The organism is Klebsiella sp. KE9456 (assembly GCF_043832615.1).
Taxonomy (GTDB): Bacteria; Pseudomonadota; Gammaproteobacteria; order Enterobacterales; family Enterobacteriaceae; genus Klebsiella; species Klebsiella indica.
This window is the reverse complement of the sequence record NZ_JBDYQK010000011.1, coordinates 176,092-193,151: the sequence shown is the minus strand read 5'-3', so window position 1 is coordinate 193,151 and position 17,060 is coordinate 176,092. Positions and strand designations below refer to the sequence as shown.

The window sequence follows — 17,060 nt, the reverse complement described above, 5'->3', positions numbered from 1 at the left end:
CTGGTTTCCTACTCAGATTGCAGTAAATCGAGCCACAATACCGGCCCGCGCCTGGCTCAGATGAAAGACCATCGCCTCTCTGGCCCCCTGCGCGTCGCCGTCGTGAATACGTTCCATTAGCGCAATATGCTCCTGGCAGCCGGGCTCGAAGCGAGCGACGGTGCCGTTCTGGTCAAAAGTGCGCGCCTTAATGCGTAGATCAAAAATCATGCGCTCAAGCATGGCGTTACCGCAGTGGGCGGCTATCGTCTGGTGAACCAGATTATCGATACGATGGTTCTCAGAGGCGGAAAAGTCCCGCGCCTGGCGGTGGTCGCTCAGCGCGCGAATCACCGTTTGCGCCAGGGGCTTCGGCATTCGCGTCGCGGCGGCAAACGCCGCTTCCCCTTCAAGGAGAATGCGCAACTGCAGGATCTCCAGATACTCACGGAGCGTGGGCTCTTTCACAATAAGCTGTCCGCGCCCGACCCGGGTCGCGAAACCGCCGCCAACCAGACGGCTGAACGCTTCACGCAACGGCGTACGCGACACGCCCAGCGCCGCCGCCAGCGTCCGCTCCTGCAGCGGAACATTGGTGGGGATCCGTCCCTGCTGGATCATTTCCAGTAGCTGCCGATAGGTCGCTTCTGTCAGATCCTCGCTGCCAGGATTGAGGAAAATATTGTCTACATCACTCTGTGTTTCACTCATAGCCAGCTCACTTCCGTTGATTGAATATGCTGTAAACAGGCGGCGATGCCCGTTTGCAAACGCCGCCAGCGCGCAACGCCTTCCTGTGGGGTGACCGCACGAAACGCTACGCTCTGCCCCGGTCGCAGTTGCCCGACGCGCGGCAGATCCGCAGCAATTAAGGTGGCGATTTTCGGGTATCCACCGGTGGTCTGACGATCGTGCAACGCAATAATCGGCTGACCATTACCGGGAACCTGAATACTTCCCGGCACCACTGCATCGGAAACCATATCAGCTCCGTGTAAATGCGCCAGCGCCGGGCCCGCCATCCGGTACCCCATCCGATCGGCATAGGCGCTCACCCGGTAGCGGCCATGTAAAAAGGTGAGCAACGAAGCGGCGGTGAACGCCTCCTGCTGCGGCCCCATCACCACGGCCAGCGAACCGCTGCTGTACAGCGCTGCCAGGTGCTCATGCGCGCAGCGGCGACGCCCGATATCGGCCGGTTCCCCCAGCGGCAAACGGTCGCCTTTTGCCAGCGCCCGTCCTTCCAGGCCGCCCAGCCCCGCGCGGGTCAGCGTAGCGCGACTGCCCAACACCAGCGGCACATTCACGCCGCCAGCCAGCGCCAGGTAGGCACGTAGCCCGCGCGCTATCCGTCCGATAACCAGTTCGCTGCCCTCCGCCAGCCGGTGGCTGACCCAGGGTTCCAGCACCCGGCCATCCACCTGCGCCTCAACCGCGCCGCCAAGACAGAGGATGCACTCGCCCCCCGTCACCCGATATCGCCCGCCGAGCGCGGTCAATTCCAGCGCCGCGCAATCCGGCCCGTTGCCGACGACGGCATTGGCTAAGCGAAACGCGATCATGTCCATCGGTCCCGAAGCCGGTACGCCCGAATGCGCGAAACCGCGGCGCCCTTCATCCTGCACGGTGGTAAATAGTCCAGGCGAAATGACATCCAGCCAGCCCATCACGCCACCTCCGGCTCAGGAAACCAATCCGCCGCGCGGCACGCGTCGCTCAGGCGGGTAAACTCCGCCGGGGAAATCGGCGCAAAGCTGACTTCATCCCCGGCCTGAAACAAAAATGGCCTTTGCCGCTGCGGGTCAAATGAACGCCACGGCGTCCGGCCGATAAGATGCCAGCCGCTGGGGCCCGCCACCGAGCTGATTGCCGTCTGCTGGCCGCCAATATTGATGCTGGACGCTGGGGTCATCGCGCGCGGCGACGCCCGACGCGGGGTATGCAGTCCCTCAGGCAGTCCGCCGAGATAGGCGAACCCCGGCATAAATCCCACCATATAAACCCGATAGCGCGCGGTGCTGTGCAGATCAATCACCTGTTGTGGACTCAAGCCGTGCGCCTGCGCCAGGGCGGGCAGATCTTCGCCATATTCACCGCCATAGCACACCGGCACCCGCCAGCGACGGCGCGATGAGTGGTTTGCCGCAGGCGGATCGAGAGACAGCGCAACCCGTTCGCACAGTTCAGTACAGGTTACCGTTAACGGATCAAAGGTTATCGTCAGGGAGCGATAGGTGGGAATGATTTCACTCACCCCACTCACCCCGTTTAACGCCGCCGCCAGCGCCAGCACCCGGGCATTAAGCCGATCGTCGATGCGGTTGCCGAATTCGACCAACAGCGCCTGTTCACCCACCGCAATAAAACGTGGATAGCCGTTCACGCCGACTCCCTGAAAGTCATCGCCTGTTCCGGCCGAAAGCCAAAACTGATGGTCTGACCGGCGATCCGCTCCTCGGACGGAAGATCTACCGGCGCATAGGCCACCAGCATCTGTCCCTGATACGCAATCAATAATTTCCAGTGCAGGCCGCAAAAGGTCGCCATCACGACATTGCCCTGATAGCGCCAGCCCGCCCCCTCGCTGGCGCGCCCGACCAGCATATGCTCCGGCCGAACCCCCAGCGTTCCGTCGCGCTCGCCGGAGATAAAATTGCATTCGCCGAGAAAACCGGCGACAAAGCGGCTATCCGGCTGGCGATAAAGGCTCTGCGGAGAGCCATCGCCGACGATTTCGCCTTTATCCATTATGATGATCCGATCGGAGAGATTCATCGCCTCTTCCTGATCGTGGGTGACAAACACCACCGTCAGCCCCAGTTCCTGATGCAGCTGTTTAATCTGAACCTGAATCGACTGGCGCAAATTTTTATCCAGCGCCCCGAGCGGTTCATCCATCAGCAGGATGTCCGGATTAAATACCAGCGCACGCGCCAGCGCGGCGCGCTGCTGCTGACCGCCGGAGAGCTCTCCGGGCAGGCGTTTGCGGTACTCTTCCAGACTGACCAGCGCCAGCGCCTCGCCAACCCGGCGCTCAATATCGACTTTCGCCAGACGACGCATGCGCAGCGGAAAAGCGACGTTCTCAAAGACCGACATATGCGGAAAGAGCGCATAGTTCTGAAACACCATGCCAATATTGCGATCGGCAATCGGGGCGCGGGTCACCTCCTTACCGGCGATCAGTACGTTGCCGCTATCGGGCCGTTCAAATCCGGCAATCACTTTGAGCAGCGTGGTTTTACCGGAACCGGAAGCGCCCAGCAGCGTACAGAATTCACCGCGCGCGACCTTCAGATCGATATGCGGCAGCGCCACCGTCGCACCGTAGGTTTTGCGAATGGCGTTGAGAGTGACATCTTTACCCTGCATTTGACGCATGTTTGCCTCCATTACGTTTTACCAGGCTCTGAATAATCAGGATCCCCGCCGTCGCCGCGATCAGCACGCAGGAGGCCGAAATCACCGTCGGGTCAAAATCGAACGCCAGCCCTTCATACATCAGCTTCGGCAGAGTTCGATTACGGATAGTGGTCAAAAATAGCGACATCACGACGTCGTCAAAGGAGGTCACAAAGGCAAACACCGCGCCGCCGATCATGCCGGGGAGCAAAAGCGGCAGCATAACGCGGCGAAACATCTGCCACGGCCTGGCGCCGAGGCTGTAGGCCGCCAGTTCCAGGCTGGGATCAAATCCTTTCAGCGCCGCACGCAGCGTAATAAAGGTGTAAGGCGTCGCCAGAACGGTATGGCCGAGGATTAGCGCCACCGAGTTGTTGATTAAGCCCAAAGGTCCGCACAGATAATACAGCGAGACCGCGGTAATGATGGCGGGGACCGACATGGGAATAATAAACAGCGTCTCCAGCCAGCTTTTGCGCGGCGAGCGTAGCTTATGAATCCCCATCGCGGCGGTCGCGCCCAGCACCATTGACAGAATGGTGACAATCAGCCCAATCCGCACGCTCTCGCCCAGCGCCAGCATCCATTTTCGATCGGTGAAAAAGTTGACGTACCAGCGCACGCCGTATTCCGCCGGCGGAAAAGTGGGGAAGCTGGTGGTGCCGAAGCTCATCGGGATAACAACCACAATCGGCAGAATCAGAAACAGCGCCACCAGCACGCCCGCGCCTGCGCTGATACGCCCGCCGCCGCTGCGCTGCGTTACCACCACCGACTGGCTGCCCTTGCCGCTAGCGCCGCCCATCAGCTTATCGAGGCCAAACAGACGATTAAACAACCACAGCGCGAACAACGTGGTTATCAACAAAACGCAGGCCAGCGCAGCGGCGATCCCCCAGTTCAGCTCGTCGGTAATATTGTGTGAAATCAGCTCCGCGACCATCCGCTGCGCCGGTCCGCCCATCAGCGATGGCGTAATGTAGTAACCGACCGCGTTCATAAAGACGATAACCGCGCCGGCAACCACGCCAGGGCGCGTCAGCGGCAGAATAATACGGGTAAAGACGCTGAGTGAATCCGCGCCCAGGCTCTGCGCCGCCTGCAGCAGCGAACTATCCAGCGAGCGGAATGATGCATAGAGCGGCAATACCACGAAGGGCATCAGCACGTGCACCATGCCAATCAGCACGCCGGTAAAGTTATACAGGAAGGCCACCGGCTGCGAAGTTATCTGCAGGGTCATCAAAAGATGGTTTAGGGGGCCGTTTTGCTGCAGCAGCGCGATCCACGCCGAGGTCCGCACCAGCGCGCTGGACCAGAACGGCAGCAGAACGGCGAAAAACAGCAGCTTCGCCATCGCCGGGCGCACGGAAGCCATCAGCCAGGCCAGCGGGTAGCTCATCACAATGCAGCCAATGGTTACCGCCGCCGCGATAACAAACGTATTTTCCAGAACGATGCGATAAATCGGGGTATCCCACAGGTGGAGATAGTTTTCGAGACTAAAATGCCCCTGCACCAGGAACCCTTGCTTCAGCAGCCCGGCAATCGGCCAGACAAAAAACAGCAGTAAAAAAAGCAGCAACGGTAGCGTCGCCACGAGGGCCAGCCCGGGCCATCGGATCCGCCGGGATGGGGTAAGGTTGTCAGTCAATATCGTTGCCACCATAACTCACTCCGTTCTGGACGGGCCCCTACCAGCGGTCCCGTCCGCCCAGTCATTCACTGAATCAACATCTGCGTCACACTCTCAACAGGCCGCCGCTACTGCGCGCGAACCTGGTTATAGCGCTCAATGATCGCCGGGCCATTTTTGTCCCACCATCCTGCATCCATAAACAGGGTGTGCTGCAGCCGTTCCGGCGTCGACGGCAAACGTTGCTGGCGCGCTTTGTCGATATACTGCATCGCGTCTTTCGTGGTCGGGCCATAGGCGATGTACTTGCTGAATTCCGCCTGATGTTTCGGCGCAATAATGTAGTTGAGCAGTTTCAGCGCGGCCTCGCGGTTGTGTGCCCCTTTAACCAGCGCGAAATAGCCAACCTGAGCGATGGAATCGTCCCAGGACATTTTGATCGGTACGCCGGAGTCGATGCCCGCCTGGAAGCGACCATTCCAGCCCAGCGCCATCACCACTTCACCGCTGGCGAGCGCCTGCACCGGCTCAGCGCCACTCTTCCACCATTTCGCTACGTAAGGTTTGATTTTCTTAATCTGATTCATTGCCCGATCGACCCCTTCCGGGGTACTCAGCGTTTTATAGACATCTTCCGGCTTGACGCCGTCGGCGATGAGCGCTGCTTCAATAACCGTGGCCGGTTCATCCTGTAAGGTGCGTTTACCGGGGAATTTCTTCACGTTCCAAAAATCGGCGAAGGTTTTCGGCTGCGGTTTACCTTCCGGGAAGGCTTTACTGGAGAAGCCGATCAGGGTGGAGAAAATTTCAGACGGCACACCGTAATCGTTGCGCGCGCCGGGGATAACATGCTGCTGATTGACCATTTCGGGGGTGATCTTTTCAAATACGCCCAGCTTGATGCCGCGGGCCAGCCGCGAACTGTTTTCCGTCACCACATCCCATGAAACGGTATTGGTATCCTGCATGGCTTTCAGTTTACTGACCTGCGGGTCGGTATCTTCGACGACATCAATACCGGTTTCTTTATTAAAGGGCTTTAGCCAGGCTTCACGAATCGCGTCCTGGTAGGCTCCGCCCCAGCTGGCAAAGTAGAGCTCATCCGCGTTGGCGGACAGGCTATAGCTCATGGTCAACAGGCCCAATGTCAGACAGCCTGCTTTGATCGATGGTTTCATCTGCTCACTCTCTCCTCGTTAAACATTCGCTTATCGGTGCACTCGCCAGCAGCGTGATGTTGGCTTTCACCCTTTGGCATTCTCATTGCATGCATTTGGTATACCAAGTGTTTCAAGGAGTCATTATGCAAGAAGTGGACCTGAATTCAGATCTGGGTGAAAGTTTTGGTCAATTCAGCGTGGGCGACGATGAAGCCATGCTGGATCTGGTGACGTCGGCCAACGTCGCCTGCGGTTTTCACGCTGGCGATGCGGTAGTGATGCACCGCACCGTCGCCCACGCCAAAGCGCGCGGGCTGGATGTCGGCGCGCATCCGGGCTTTCTTGACCTGTGGGGCTTTGGCCGGCGCACCATTACCGGCGATAGCCCGGCGGATGTCGGCAAAATGGTGGTGTATCAGCTAGGGGCCATGCAGGCGGTGGCGCGGGCCTGCGGCCATGCGATGACGCACGTCAAGCTGCACGGCGCAATGGCCACCCAGGCATTCACCGACGACGCATTATCGGCAGCCATTGTCAGCGCAATTCTGGCCGTCGACCGTCAGTTGATGCTGGTCACCACCCCACACAATGCGACAGAACGGGCGGCGCGCAAGGCCGGACTGCGCGTCGCCTGCGAAGTGTTCGCGGACCGCAGCTACGGTGAGAACGGACTTACCCTCCCGCGGCACCTCCCGGATGCCATCATTCACGACCCCGAGCGTGCCGCCAGCCGTGCGCTGCAAATGATTGAGGAACAAGCGATTCGTACCATTAGCGGCGCAAGGATCCCAATGCCCGTGCACACCATCTGCGTTCACGGTGATAACCCGCGGGGCGTCGCTATCGCCCATACCTTACGTGAACGACTGACCGCCGCTGGCGTCGTTATTCGGCCACTCAGCCAGTTGAGTCACCTATAAGTCGCTGCGACATAAATGAACAAATGACGCGCAATAACAGTGCGCAATTGCACCATCGACAGGCAAACGCCGGTTACTACCACCACACCATCGTCATGCCGCAGGGGCATGACCTGTAAAGGAGAGAGAGATGAAAGACAGGATTGAATGCCGTGAAAGACTGCGCGGAATTTTCAATATCACCGTGACACCGTTTACCGCGCAAGGCGATATTGATTTCGCGGGGCTGGGCGCCAATATTGAGCGCGTCATCGGCCTCGGCTACGACGGTATCCTGATCGGCGGAACCTATGGCGAATTCCCGACCCTCAGCGTTGAGGAGCGCGCCGCGATTTTCCGCCACGTTATGCAAGTCGTGGGCGATCGCGTTCCGGTTATGCTGTGCAGCGCGGGTTCCGACGCCCGGGTGGTTCGCGAACTGACCACGCTGGCAGGCGACCTCGGCGGCCTGCCGATGGTCACGCCGCCTTTTGTTTCCGAAGTCACCGATGCGCAAATCGTAAGCTTTTTCCAGCAAATGGCGCCGTTATCCAGAACCGGGATTCTGGTCTACAACGCGCCGGGCATCGGCATCACCTTATCCCCTGCTCTTCTGGAGCAACTGGCGGATATCCCGCAGGTGGTGGGTATCAAACAGGGCGATCTCAATCCGACCGTCATCGATCAAATCGCCAACCGCTTATCCGGCCGTGTGCGTCTGTTCTGTGCCTCCGATCTGGCGTTTTTAGGCCCCATGATGTGCGGCTTCGACGGGATCAGTACCACCAACAGCGGCGCCCTGCCGGAGCTGGTGTTAGCCAGCTTCCGGGCGCTGGAGCAAGGCGATGCCGCCACCGCCAGAGAATTACACCGCTTATGGTACGGCTTCCGCGCCCTGGCCCGTCGCCACGGCCAGCCGCAACTGGTGAAAGCCGCCATGAATCTGCGCGGCTTCAACGGCGGACATGTGCGTTCGCCGCTGATCGATGTCAGCCCGGAAGTGATTGCCGAAACCCGGGCGGAGCTTCTGCGCCTTGCCGCCGACACGCGCAGCGGCGTCACGCTAACGGCCTGAGATTCCTGAAAAGATGAATACGCCGCCCGATTTAACGCGGCGTTTAACCAAAGAGAACACTATGTCAGCACCATTTCTCGCGCCGCGCATGCGGCGAGTTCGCCCATCGCCGACAGCGGCCATTGCCGATCGGGTACGCGCTCTCCAGCAGCAGGGGATCGACATTATTAGCCTTGGCCTCGGTGAACTGGATTTTGCCACACCGGCGGCGATCGGCCAGGCCGGTATCAACGCTATCCACCAGGGTGAAACAAAATACACCGCCGTCGGCGGTACCGTCGCCCTGAAAGCCGCCATCATGGATAAATTCGCCCGCGACAACGACCTGCGCTTTACCCCCCAGGAGATCATTGCCGGAACGGGGGCTAAGCAGCTGATTTTCAATGCGCTGCAGGCGACGCTAAGCAGTGGTTTGCAGGCCATTATCCCCGCGCCGTACTGGGTCTCCTATCCCGATATGGTCGCGCTGGCGGATGGCGAACCCGTCATCGTTCCGACCAGCGAGCAAGACGGCTGGAAACTCACGCCGCAATCTCTGGCCGCCGCCATTACCCCGCATACCCGCTGGCTGATCCTCAACTCGCCCTCCAATCCCACGGGAGCGCTGTACAGCCGCGCGGAATTGCTGGCGCTGGCGGAGGTGCTGCTGGCCGCACCGCAGGTGCTGATTCTGGCAGATGATATCTATGAGGCGCTGCGCTACGACGGCGCACCATTCTGCACGCTGGCGCAGATTGCGCCCGGACTACGCGATCGCATTCTGACGGTGAATGGGCTCTCAAAGGGCTTTTCCATGACCGGCTGGCGCCTGGGCTACGCGGCCGGGCCCGCGTGGTTAATTTCCGCGATGACCATTTTGCAGTCGCAGAGCACCTCCAACCCATGTTCGCTGGCGCAGGCGGCGGGGGTCGCCGCCCTCAACCAACCCGCCGATTTCCTGCCCCAGTGGCTGGCTATCCTCACTCAACGCCGCAATCGGGTAATGGCGCTGATTGATGAGGTCAACGGAGTCAGCGCGGCGACGCCGCAGGCCGCATTTTATGTCTTCGCGAATTGCTCCGGCCTGATCGGTCAATCGACCCCGGCGGGCGATCGGCTCCATGATGACGTCGCGGTTGCCGATTACCTGTTAACCGCAGCCCATGTCGCCACCCTCCCGGGAACCGCATTTGGGATGCCAGGATATCTGCGGCTGGCCTACGCGCTGGATGATGCCCAGTTGGAATTAGCCTGTCAGAGCATCGCCCGCGCCTGCGGGGAACTGCGCTGATGCTTTAGTCGACAGTTGACGCCAGCGCAGAGGTAATCTGCTCACGCAGCGAGTTGCTTAATAGCATAAACTCGCTGTTCTCCGCGCTGGTGTTGCGGTTTTCGATTAATGCCAGTTTGACGCCTGGCCAGGTAATCGTATTGTGCCAGGTACCTTTTGGGATGCTGTACACCTTATAAGGTTCCATTGGAATATATTGAAAATGAAATTTCGCGGTATCATTCTCATCAATAACCAATAGCGTACATTTCCCATCTAACAGAATAAAAACTTCGTCTGTCAATAAATGGCGTTCAAGCGTATCGATATGCTGGATATCATTTTCGGGCTTCCAGTTTTTTATTCCGACAAACCAGTCAGCGCTTTCAACCATACACTGCAGGCCAGTACCGTCATATTGTCCAATTTTTACCGAGCATTGCATTACTTTTTCCTCAGAGCCGCGCGCGGGCGTACGAATCCCCTGGCACCTGCGCGCTAGTTAAATCGTTCGCGATAAAATCTAGTGATTAAAATCGTGATAAATTATCTAAAGTTCTTCGCTTTACCGCTGGATCCAGAAATACGAATATAGTCTTGCAGCGTTTCTTTGGCCTTATTTTCCATATTTATCATCATAGACATGAAATCAATATCTGGCGTCTCTTGCAGCATCGTTCTCAATCCCTCTTTGCAGTTGACAAACGTGTCGGTGCAAACGTTAATTTTATTAATACCGCAAATAACGGCCTGACGAATATTTTCTTCCCCGGAGTCAGACCCCCCGTGAAGCACTAGCGGTTTCTGAGTAGCCTGTTTAATTTGGCTGATACGGTCAAAATCAATTTTAGGTGCACGATTGGTAGGGTATTTACCATGCGCGGTCCCCACGGCTATCGCCAGCGCATCAACGCCTGTAGCCTCAAAAAAATGGACAGCGTCTTCAACACGAGTATATAGATCAAATTTTTCATCATCCGCGTTGGCGGCCTGACCAATAAAACCGATCTCTCCTTCGACGGTCACATTTTGTGAGTGGCATAAAGTCACTACATCTTTGGTACGCCGAATATTCTCTTCCAGCGGGTATTCGGACGCATCGATCATGATGGATGAAAACTGGTGGCGAAAAGCGTGAGTAATACGCTCATAGTCTTTGCCGTGATCGAGATTCAGCGCTACCGGTACGGTTGCACGCGCCGCCAGAGTCCGCACAATCTTAGAGATAATTTCACCATCACCGTGCTTACTCATTTGCCCTTGCCCTATATTAATAATGATAGGTGCATTCTCTTCTTGTGCCGCCCGAATCGCCCCACGGACTAACTCAAGATTAATAACACTGGCGGAAATAACACCATAGTAATGTTGGTTAGCATCATCTAAAATAGTTTTCATTGTGACATACATATTTTATACCTCTGCATAGAAAGTGATTTTATACAGCACTCATCCTTTCCAGATTTTTAAATATCCGGAATAATAGATGAACTCTTTAACTAATGGATAAATTTATAGTGCGTCTATTTCTTTTGCCATTCCGGTGAGCAATAAATCTATCTTCTCCATTTCATAAGTTGATAAGACTGATTTCAGCCATGACTCACATTTAACCGTCGCCATTTTCGCTACCGTATATTTAACTTGCGGCACGCTTAATGGCGTAACGCTAAGTTCATCAACACCGGCAGCAATCAGGAAAGGTAGCATCTTTTCATTCGAAGCTATTTCACCACAAACGTGAACGGGAATAAGATTTTTTTTTGCGGCATCGATAACCTGCTTAATCGCACGTAACACTGCCGGATGATGCGGCTGATATAAGTATTGGACTTTATTATTATTTCGATCGCTGGCGGTAATATACTGCGTGAGATCGTTACTCCCGATACTGAAAAAGTCACAGTAGCTGGCAAAAACATCAGCAAGCATGGCGGCGGCAGGTGTTTCAACCATAATACCGACGGGAATATTCCCGTCATACGCAATCTGCTGCGCACTTAATGACTGCTTAATATCAGCTATCAGCGCCTTTGTTTCCCAGAGTTCTTCCAGCGTGGCAATCATCGGAATTAATATTTTAATCCGGCCAAACGCCGAGGCGCGGATAATCGCCCGCAGCTGCTGTCTGAAAATATCTTTATTATCAAGACAGTAGCGAACGGCTCGATAGCCAAGAAATGGGTTCTCCTCCGCAGGAATGCCAATGTAATCCACTTGCTTATCCCCGCCGATATCCAGGGTACGGATAACAATCTCCTTTTCTGCCATAAGCAAAGCCAGTGATTGATAAAAATGAAACTGCTCCTCCTCATCGGGAAACCGATCCCGGTTCATATACAAAAACTCGGTCCTGACCAGGCCAATACCATCAGCATATTGTTCGAGGGCTTTCTGAGCTTCGTTGAGCGCCGTAATATTGGCGCATACGGTGATCCTCTCAGGCGTAAGCGCAGCATCTATAACAAAACGTCTTATTGCTTCTTTACGCTGTGCTAATTGTGTAATTAGCTGTTGGTACCGCGCGATACATTGCTCATCAGGATCAAGGTAGATAATCCCACTGTCGCCATCAACGATCGCTGACTGACCGTCTATCAAGCTGTCGAGATCCACCGAGACACCAACAATGGCCGGGATCCCCAACTCTTTAGCCAGAATCACCGAGTGAGAAGTCACCCCACCACGACAAGTGATAAACCCCTGCAGCTGGTCAGGATTATAGACGATGGTATCTGCTGGCGTCAGTTCATCCGCAACGATAATCATTTTTTGCAGGCAATCGGATAGCTCAACGATGGTTTTATTCGCCAGGCAGTCTAGCAGCATTTTTTCTATCGCACGAACGTCCTCAACGCGCTGATTCAAATAAGCCGACTTCGCCTTTAATAAACACCCAACCAGCCTCTCCGTTTCTTTGATAACCGCCTGCTCAGCGCATAGTGTAGAGAAAATATTCTCACGGATATTTTGAATATAATCTTCATCCTGCAACATTAGCAGATAAGATTTATAAACCTTAGCCATTTCATCGGTGTACTGCTGTAATGCTTGCTGATGAAATTTAGCCATGCTTACAATACAGTTCTGTAATGCAGTTAAAAAACGTTCCCACTCACATGAGGGCTCTCTGGCGCCATGATATTCAGCATGCCTGTGATTATTACGCACCACCTGAATCTGACAAAAAGCAACTCCTGGTGACGCCGCAATGCCGTTCAAAATATACATATCAGACCTCAACTATTCGAATAATCTTGAGTAAGCGATTCACTATTTAATGCTAATCTCAAAATCGTCAACTTCAGGCTCCTCTTCAGTGCCATCTTGCTGATCGGATGCTTTTAATACTGGTTTGAGGATGGTTAATACTGCGGCAGTAATCAGGCTGCCGATGATTAACGCGGCGACAAATCCCCATGGGTGTCCCATGATGGGAATAACAAAGATCCCGCCGTGAGGAACAGTACTGGTAACGTTCCACAGCATCGTTAGCGAGGCGGCTGTGGCGGAACCGACCATACAGGCAGGGATGACCCGCAGCGGATCGGCAGCGGCAAACGGCAGGACTCCTTCAGTGATAAAGCATAATCCGAGAGGAAACGCGGCCTTCGCTGCTTCAATTTCTCCCTGCGAATAGCGTTTACGCCGGGAAATAAACACGGAAATCGCGACACCAATGGGGGGAACCATGCCTGCAACAATTTTTGCCGCTTCCGGGCCATAAATCCCCTGAGCCAGCATGGCGTTCGAAAAAAGAGACGCGGATTTATTTACCGGCCCGCCAAGGTCAAAACCCATCATCGCGCCAATAATACCCCCGAGTACCATCCTCGACCCACCCATAAGTCCCCCCATCCAGTCAATGACCGCTGCCTGGGCGATGGCAACCGGACGTCCCAGAAATAGATAGAAAGCCAGGCCAATAATCAGGGTTGAAAGCAAGGGGATAAATAGCACCGGCATCAGCCCCTGCATACTGGAAGGGAGCTTTAAGTAACGACGGATAGCCAGTATAACGTAGCCCACCAGGAATCCAGCCAACATGCCTCCAAGGAACCCGGCTTTAATTTCAATGGCCACAAACCCCAGAATCAGTCCGGGGGTAATACCCGGACGATCGGCAATGGAATAGGCAATGCCAGCAGTAAGAACCGGGACAACCAACCCCATTGCAACAACGCCAAGCTGATTGATAAACCAGGGCAACGTTTGCGTCGCATTGGCAACAAATGCACCGCCAAATATTTTTGCAATCGCCATGCAAAGACCCGCGGCGACAACGACAGGAATCATGTAGGAAACGCCGGTCAACATATGCTTCTTGAAACCGATACTGTAAGACATACTATCGCCCTCATATTTAGGGTTAACTATTTTTGCATTTTTTCTTGTATTTTTTGAATCAAAGACTTAGGTGACTTGACTACGGTAGAAATAGGGACTTCGACCACGTTTTTATCTTTAAAACGTTCTAAACCGCCGATACCAATATCAGTTGCAAAAATAACAATATCCGCATTAGCGATATCTTCCGGGCTGAGCTTATCGTCTACCCCAATAGATCCCTGAGTTTCAACTTTAATGCTATGCCCCAGGCTCAAGGCGGCCTGGATCAGTTTTTCTTTGGCAATATAGGTATGAGCAATTCCGGCAGTACAGGCGGTAATTCCAACAATATTCATCATACACTCCAGGTTATTCAAAGGCAGAGACGAGCTCATCCGTCGACTCTGCTGAGAGTAATTTCTCGCAAGTTTCCTCTTTTCCTAACATGCGAGCCACTTGTGACATCATTTTGACGAAATAATCATTTTTATCTTTTTTGTTTACGGCAAAAAGAATAATAACCTTCACTCTATTGCCATCTAATGATTCCCATTCAATTGGTTTTTTTAATAAACCAATAGCAATGCAGGTATTGTTAACAAAATCCGATTTGCCGTGAGGAATTGCAATAAAGCCACCAATTCCCGTCTTACCCTCATTTTCACGCTGGTAAACATCCTGAATAAAAGCAGCAGGATCGTTAACAGCGCCATCCTTATATAACAGATCAATTAATAATTCGAGCGCCTGCCGTTTATCCGTCGCTGGCATATTAATTTGCAGGGCATTTTTATTGATAACATCTGAGAGTATCATAAAACTTATTCATCCTGGTATCTGCGTAGTGTCAGTGTACTAATCTAGTGTATAAAAAAACGAAGTAAGTTCATCGATCGCCTGCTCTTCATCTTCCCCCTCTATCTTAATAATAATTTTGTCATTTTTGCATGCCCCCATACTCAACACAGAGGTAAAACTTTTGGCATTAAAAATCTCACCATCTTTTTCAAAGGTAATTTTACTCAGATAAGAAATAGATTTATCAACAAAGTCTGCAGCAGGTCTGGCGTGCAACCCCTCATCACTTTTAATAATAAATTCGCACATTTTCATATCACATCCTCATACTTGCTCTCATCTATTAAAAATCTATATAACTCTTGCTCAGAGATACAGTCGCGTAGATATTTCATTATCTCATCGTTTTCCACCATGCCCGCCAACATGGTGTAAAACCCAGCAATGTTGCCATCAATTTTACCATCTGGCGCTCTTTTAAAACCGACCATAAAGACGACATCGACATTCTGCTCTCCTCCCCAATCGATAGGTTCGCGGAGTATAGCTAGTGATATAAAATTTGCCTTCACCAGACTGGGATCTCCGTGCGTCAGAACAACGCCAGAGGCAATTTCTGTCGAGGAGGCCTTTTCTCGCTCTAATACTGAGGATAGATATTTTTCATCACAGCAGCCAGAAGTCGTCGCCTGGTGGCAAATAAATTCCAGTACAGCATTACTATTTTTAACTTTTGAAATAACGAATATCATCTCAGGAAATATATACTGATGATAGCTTTTTATCCTACCATCCGTTTTTTTCTGTAGCGTTTGCAACATCTTATTCTTTTGCATCTTCTTGACGGTTTCTTTAATCAGAGAGAGATCGTAAGGCAGCAGTACATCATTAACCTGAATAACAGTCTCTTTACTACGCTGTAGCGGCACTGTACTCACAACCAGGTCACAGTAATTATTATCCAGCTGATCCAGCTCTCTCAGCGAAAAAATGCCCACTATTTCAACCTGAGTGATTGCCCGCTGTATTTTTTGTGCAACAAACTGGGAGATGCCAATACCATAATTACAGATAATCGCAACTCTAATTTTCTTAAGCGCTAAGCTTTGTGCATTTTTAATACATAGGGTAATCAGACTAATTTCTTGTTCGTTCAACGTCAGAGAATAACGCTGTTCATATAGTAAACTACAAAGTTCCACTTCAAGATATAAATCAAGATAAGAAAATTTGACCTGCCGAATCAATGATTGAGAAGCACCGGTTTCAGCTCGATTCATACCGAAGAGATTGCGATAGATCATCGGGCGAATGAGTAAAATCAAACGCCATAATAATTGTTTATCCCTCAGCAACCCATGACTGACTACATGACTCAATGATAAAATAAATTCCTGAATAGTTTCCCCCAAATGCAGTGGTGAAGCGCAAAGCTGGCCCCTGATGCTCTCATCGTTAACATCGTTTAACTCACTGGTTAGTAAAACAAGAGTTGTATATTGTACGTCATCATCTGAAAAAATAAGCCCAGTTGACGCATGTAATTGTAGACAGAGATAATGCGCCATTTCCCGCTCCGGGCAGGTTTCCATAGCTTCTGATGCAGCCGCAACCAAGCGATCACCAACCATCTTCCGACGATGTATAACAAGCACTAAGGAAAATATCAGCCATACGCAAGAATCATAGGTATAAGAGATATTATATTTTTTCTCTAATTCCTCAATCGCTTTCATAATCAATTCAAAATAGTGCATTTCTTTGGCAAACATAATCTTGAGAGTGAAATAATCAGCATCATCAAAATATTTTTTATTGGGAATATGCGCGGATGAATAAAGATGCTTTGCAGACTCTTTTTTCTGACAGAGTTTCAGTTCAATAAATAAGTACCAGAATAATTTACGTCGAATGACTTCAGTGCAGGATAAGCTGTAGACTGCACTAGATTTGAATAGTTCAATACCGAAAGGCAACAGCCAGGACTCAACTTCGAGTAGGTATTTTTTTATCGCTCCTTTATCTAAATAAACGCAATCAGCCAACTCTTGAGCCGACACCTCAGGCTGTACCAACAGCATCATTAGCATACGACACATGCGGTTTTTTATACGTTCATCAATTTTATTTTCAACAAACGTCGTGGCTATTTTTTCGTAGGCTGTTTTTTCCATTTCGAGGAAAAAACCTTTATTAGTTTTAGCTACCAGTCGACCTATATTATGATTAACAACCTCATTTCTGATAACATCAAGATCGCTCCTCACTGTTTTTTCTGAGTAAGACACCTCATCAGCAATATCTTTTACTGTGACATAATCTCTGATCATCCAAAGTAGTTCAAAAATTTTACGTTGTCTCACAGTAAATAACATCACGGCAATTACCCCATCAGAAATAATTATTGCAACAATATTATGATCCAGCATCAACCTGCTTCATTCTTACTATCATCGATAGTAGCAGTGACAATTTTTTAAGCAAAGTCAATTAATGACACAATCCTTTGGTCATTATTCTTTTTTTTCCATAT

The 17,060-nt window shown here is 52.3% G+C and carries 17 protein-coding genes; 3 read left to right on the top strand and 14 right to left on the bottom strand.

The genetic code is table 11. The features are described from left to right. Positions 1–12: 12 nt before the first annotated feature. The 6 genes from ABK821_RS13505 to ABK821_RS13480 all read right to left on the bottom strand — a co-directional run bounded on the left by ABK821_RS13505 (position 13) and on the right by ABK821_RS13480 (position 6,195). On the bottom strand, positions 13–690 hold the full coding sequence (locus tag ABK821_RS13505) for a GntR family transcriptional regulator (protein ID WP_395033956.1): 678 nt from the start codon (positions 688–690) through the stop codon (positions 13–15). Further along, positions 687–1,646: a biotin-dependent carboxyltransferase family protein gene (locus ABK821_RS13500; RefSeq protein WP_308562507.1), complete on the bottom strand. Its 960-nt coding sequence runs from the start codon at positions 1,644–1,646 to the stop codon at positions 687–689. Before ABK821_RS13500 ends, ABK821_RS13505 begins: the two co-directional genes overlap by 4 nt. Further along, positions 1,646–2,362 (bottom strand): 5-oxoprolinase subunit PxpB, encoded by a 717-nt coding sequence (pxpB, locus tag ABK821_RS13495; RefSeq protein ID WP_308562505.1) that lies wholly within the window; start codon positions 2,360–2,362, stop codon positions 1,646–1,648. Before pxpB ends, ABK821_RS13500 begins: the two co-directional genes overlap by 1 nt. Continuing rightward, the gene (locus ABK821_RS13490; RefSeq protein ID WP_395033955.1) at positions 2,359–3,360 is read right to left on the bottom strand and encodes an ABC transporter ATP-binding protein; all 1,002 of its coding nucleotides are present in this window, start codon (positions 3,358–3,360) and stop codon (positions 2,359–2,361) included. Before ABK821_RS13490 ends, pxpB begins: the two co-directional genes overlap by 4 nt. Continuing rightward, the gene (locus ABK821_RS13485; RefSeq protein WP_343178930.1) at positions 3,341–5,050 is read right to left on the bottom strand and encodes an ABC transporter permease subunit; all 1,710 of its coding nucleotides are present in this window, start codon (positions 5,048–5,050) and stop codon (positions 3,341–3,343) included. Before ABK821_RS13485 ends, ABK821_RS13490 begins: the two co-directional genes overlap by 20 nt. A gap of 95 nt (positions 5,051–5,145) precedes the next feature. After that, entirely contained in the window at positions 5,146–6,195 is a 1,050-nt protein-coding gene (locus tag ABK821_RS13480) for an ABC transporter substrate-binding protein (protein ID WP_142502237.1), read from the bottom strand. Between the two features lie 125 nt (positions 6,196–6,320). On the opposite strand from ABK821_RS13480, the gene ABK821_RS13475 reads away from it, so the two are divergent. The 3 genes from ABK821_RS13475 (at position 6,321) to ABK821_RS13465 (ending at position 9,421) form a co-directional block, all read left to right on the top strand. Further along, a complete protein-coding gene (locus ABK821_RS13475; protein WP_395033954.1) occupies positions 6,321–7,097 on the top strand; it encodes a LamB/YcsF family protein in 777 nt (258 codons plus the stop codon). 130 nt (positions 7,098–7,227) lie between these two features. Then, complete coding sequence (locus ABK821_RS13470) at positions 7,228–8,151, top strand: dihydrodipicolinate synthase family protein (protein ID WP_395033953.1); 924 nt, start codon at positions 7,228–7,230, stop codon at positions 8,149–8,151. A gap of 61 nt (positions 8,152–8,212) precedes the next feature. After that, entirely contained in the window at positions 8,213–9,421 is a 1,209-nt protein-coding gene (locus ABK821_RS13465; protein ID WP_138359922.1) for a pyridoxal phosphate-dependent aminotransferase, read from the top strand. A 4-nt stretch (positions 9,422–9,425) separates the two neighbouring features. On the opposite strand, the gene ABK821_RS13460 is transcribed toward ABK821_RS13465, so the two are convergent. The 8 genes from ABK821_RS13460 to ABK821_RS13425 all read right to left on the bottom strand — a co-directional run bounded on the left by ABK821_RS13460 (position 9,426) and on the right by ABK821_RS13425 (position 16,956). Beyond that, positions 9,426–9,845 carry a cupin gene (locus ABK821_RS13460; protein WP_138359923.1) on the bottom strand — a complete coding sequence of 140 codons (420 nt, stop codon included), beginning with the start codon at positions 9,843–9,845 and terminating at the stop codon, positions 9,426–9,428. Between the two features lie 101 nt (positions 9,846–9,946). Next, positions 9,947–10,798 (bottom strand): class II fructose-bisphosphate aldolase, encoded by an 852-nt coding sequence (locus ABK821_RS13455; protein ID WP_206665968.1) that lies wholly within the window; start codon positions 10,796–10,798, stop codon positions 9,947–9,949. 114 nt (positions 10,799–10,912) lie between these two features. Next, positions 10,913–12,631, bottom strand: coding sequence for a phosphoenolpyruvate--protein phosphotransferase (gene ptsP, locus ABK821_RS13450; protein ID WP_395033952.1), 1,719 nt, complete (start codon positions 12,629–12,631; stop codon positions 10,913–10,915). A gap of 42 nt (positions 12,632–12,673) precedes the next feature. Continuing rightward, positions 12,674–13,747, bottom strand: a complete 1,074-nt coding sequence (locus ABK821_RS13445) for a PTS fructose transporter subunit IIC (protein ID WP_138359926.1) — start codon at positions 13,745–13,747, stop codon at positions 12,674–12,676. 26 nt (positions 13,748–13,773) lie between these two features. Further along, positions 13,774–14,085 carry a PTS fructose transporter subunit IIB gene (locus ABK821_RS13440; protein ID WP_138360044.1) on the bottom strand — a complete coding sequence of 104 codons (312 nt, stop codon included), beginning with the start codon at positions 14,083–14,085 and terminating at the stop codon, positions 13,774–13,776. A gap of 13 nt (positions 14,086–14,098) precedes the next feature. After that, positions 14,099–14,545 (bottom strand): PTS sugar transporter subunit IIA, encoded by a 447-nt coding sequence (locus ABK821_RS13435; RefSeq protein ID WP_138359927.1) that lies wholly within the window; start codon positions 14,543–14,545, stop codon positions 14,099–14,101. A 39-nt stretch (positions 14,546–14,584) separates the two neighbouring features. Further along, positions 14,585–14,842, bottom strand: coding sequence for an HPr family phosphocarrier protein (locus tag ABK821_RS13430; protein ID WP_138359928.1), 258 nt, complete (start codon positions 14,840–14,842; stop codon positions 14,585–14,587). Next, the gene (locus ABK821_RS13425) at positions 14,839–16,956 is read right to left on the bottom strand and encodes a PTS sugar transporter subunit IIA (RefSeq protein ID WP_343178927.1); all 2,118 of its coding nucleotides are present in this window, start codon (positions 16,954–16,956) and stop codon (positions 14,839–14,841) included. The genes ABK821_RS13430 and ABK821_RS13425 overlap by 4 nt, the downstream gene beginning before the upstream one ends. Positions 16,957–17,060 lie beyond the last annotated feature (104 nt).

Excerpts from the sequence above, each read along its gene's own strand:
- ABK821_RS13445 (WP_138359926.1), bottom strand. The coding sequence starts at position 13,747 with ATGTCTTACAGTATCGGTTTCAAGAAGCATATGTTGACCGGCGTTTCC.
- ABK821_RS13435 (WP_138359927.1), bottom strand. The coding sequence starts at position 14,545 with ATGATACTCTCAGATGTTATCAATAAAAATGCCCTGCAAATTAATATG.
- ABK821_RS13470 (WP_395033953.1), top strand. The coding sequence starts at position 7,228 with ATGAAAGACAGGATTGAATGCCGTGAAAGACTGCGCGGAATTTTCAAT.
- ABK821_RS13500 (WP_308562507.1), bottom strand. The coding sequence starts at position 1,646 with ATGGGCTGGCTGGATGTCATTTCGCCTGGACTATTTACCACCGTGCAG.
- ABK821_RS13430 (WP_138359928.1), bottom strand. The coding sequence starts at position 14,842 with ATGAAAATGTGCGAATTTATTATTAAAAGTGATGAGGGGTTGCACGCC.
- ABK821_RS13485 (WP_343178930.1), bottom strand. The coding sequence starts at position 5,050 with ATGGTGGCAACGATATTGACTGACAACCTTACCCCATCCCGGCGGATC.
- ABK821_RS13465 (WP_138359922.1), top strand. The coding sequence starts at position 8,213 with ATGTCAGCACCATTTCTCGCGCCGCGCATGCGGCGAGTTCGCCCATCG.
- ptsP (WP_395033952.1), bottom strand. The coding sequence starts at position 12,631 with ATGTATATTTTGAACGGCATTGCGGCGTCACCAGGAGTTGCTTTTTGT.
- ABK821_RS13455 (WP_206665968.1), bottom strand. The coding sequence starts at position 10,798 with ATGAAAACTATTTTAGATGATGCTAACCAACATTACTATGGTGTTATT.
- ABK821_RS13425 (WP_343178927.1), bottom strand. The coding sequence starts at position 16,956 with ATGCTGGATCATAATATTGTTGCAATAATTATTTCTGATGGGGTAATT.
- ABK821_RS13440 (WP_138360044.1), bottom strand. The coding sequence starts at position 14,085 with ATGAATATTGTTGGAATTACCGCCTGTACTGCCGGAATTGCTCATACC.
- ABK821_RS13460 (WP_138359923.1), bottom strand. The coding sequence starts at position 9,845 with ATGCAATGCTCGGTAAAAATTGGACAATATGACGGTACTGGCCTGCAG.
- ABK821_RS13475 (WP_395033954.1), top strand. The coding sequence starts at position 6,321 with ATGCAAGAAGTGGACCTGAATTCAGATCTGGGTGAAAGTTTTGGTCAA.
- ABK821_RS13505 (WP_395033956.1), bottom strand. The coding sequence starts at position 690 with ATGAGTGAAACACAGAGTGATGTAGACAATATTTTCCTCAATCCTGGC.
- ABK821_RS13480 (WP_142502237.1), bottom strand. The coding sequence starts at position 6,195 with ATGAAACCATCGATCAAAGCAGGCTGTCTGACATTGGGCCTGTTGACC.
- ABK821_RS13490 (WP_395033955.1), bottom strand. The coding sequence starts at position 3,360 with ATGCGTCAAATGCAGGGTAAAGATGTCACTCTCAACGCCATTCGCAAA.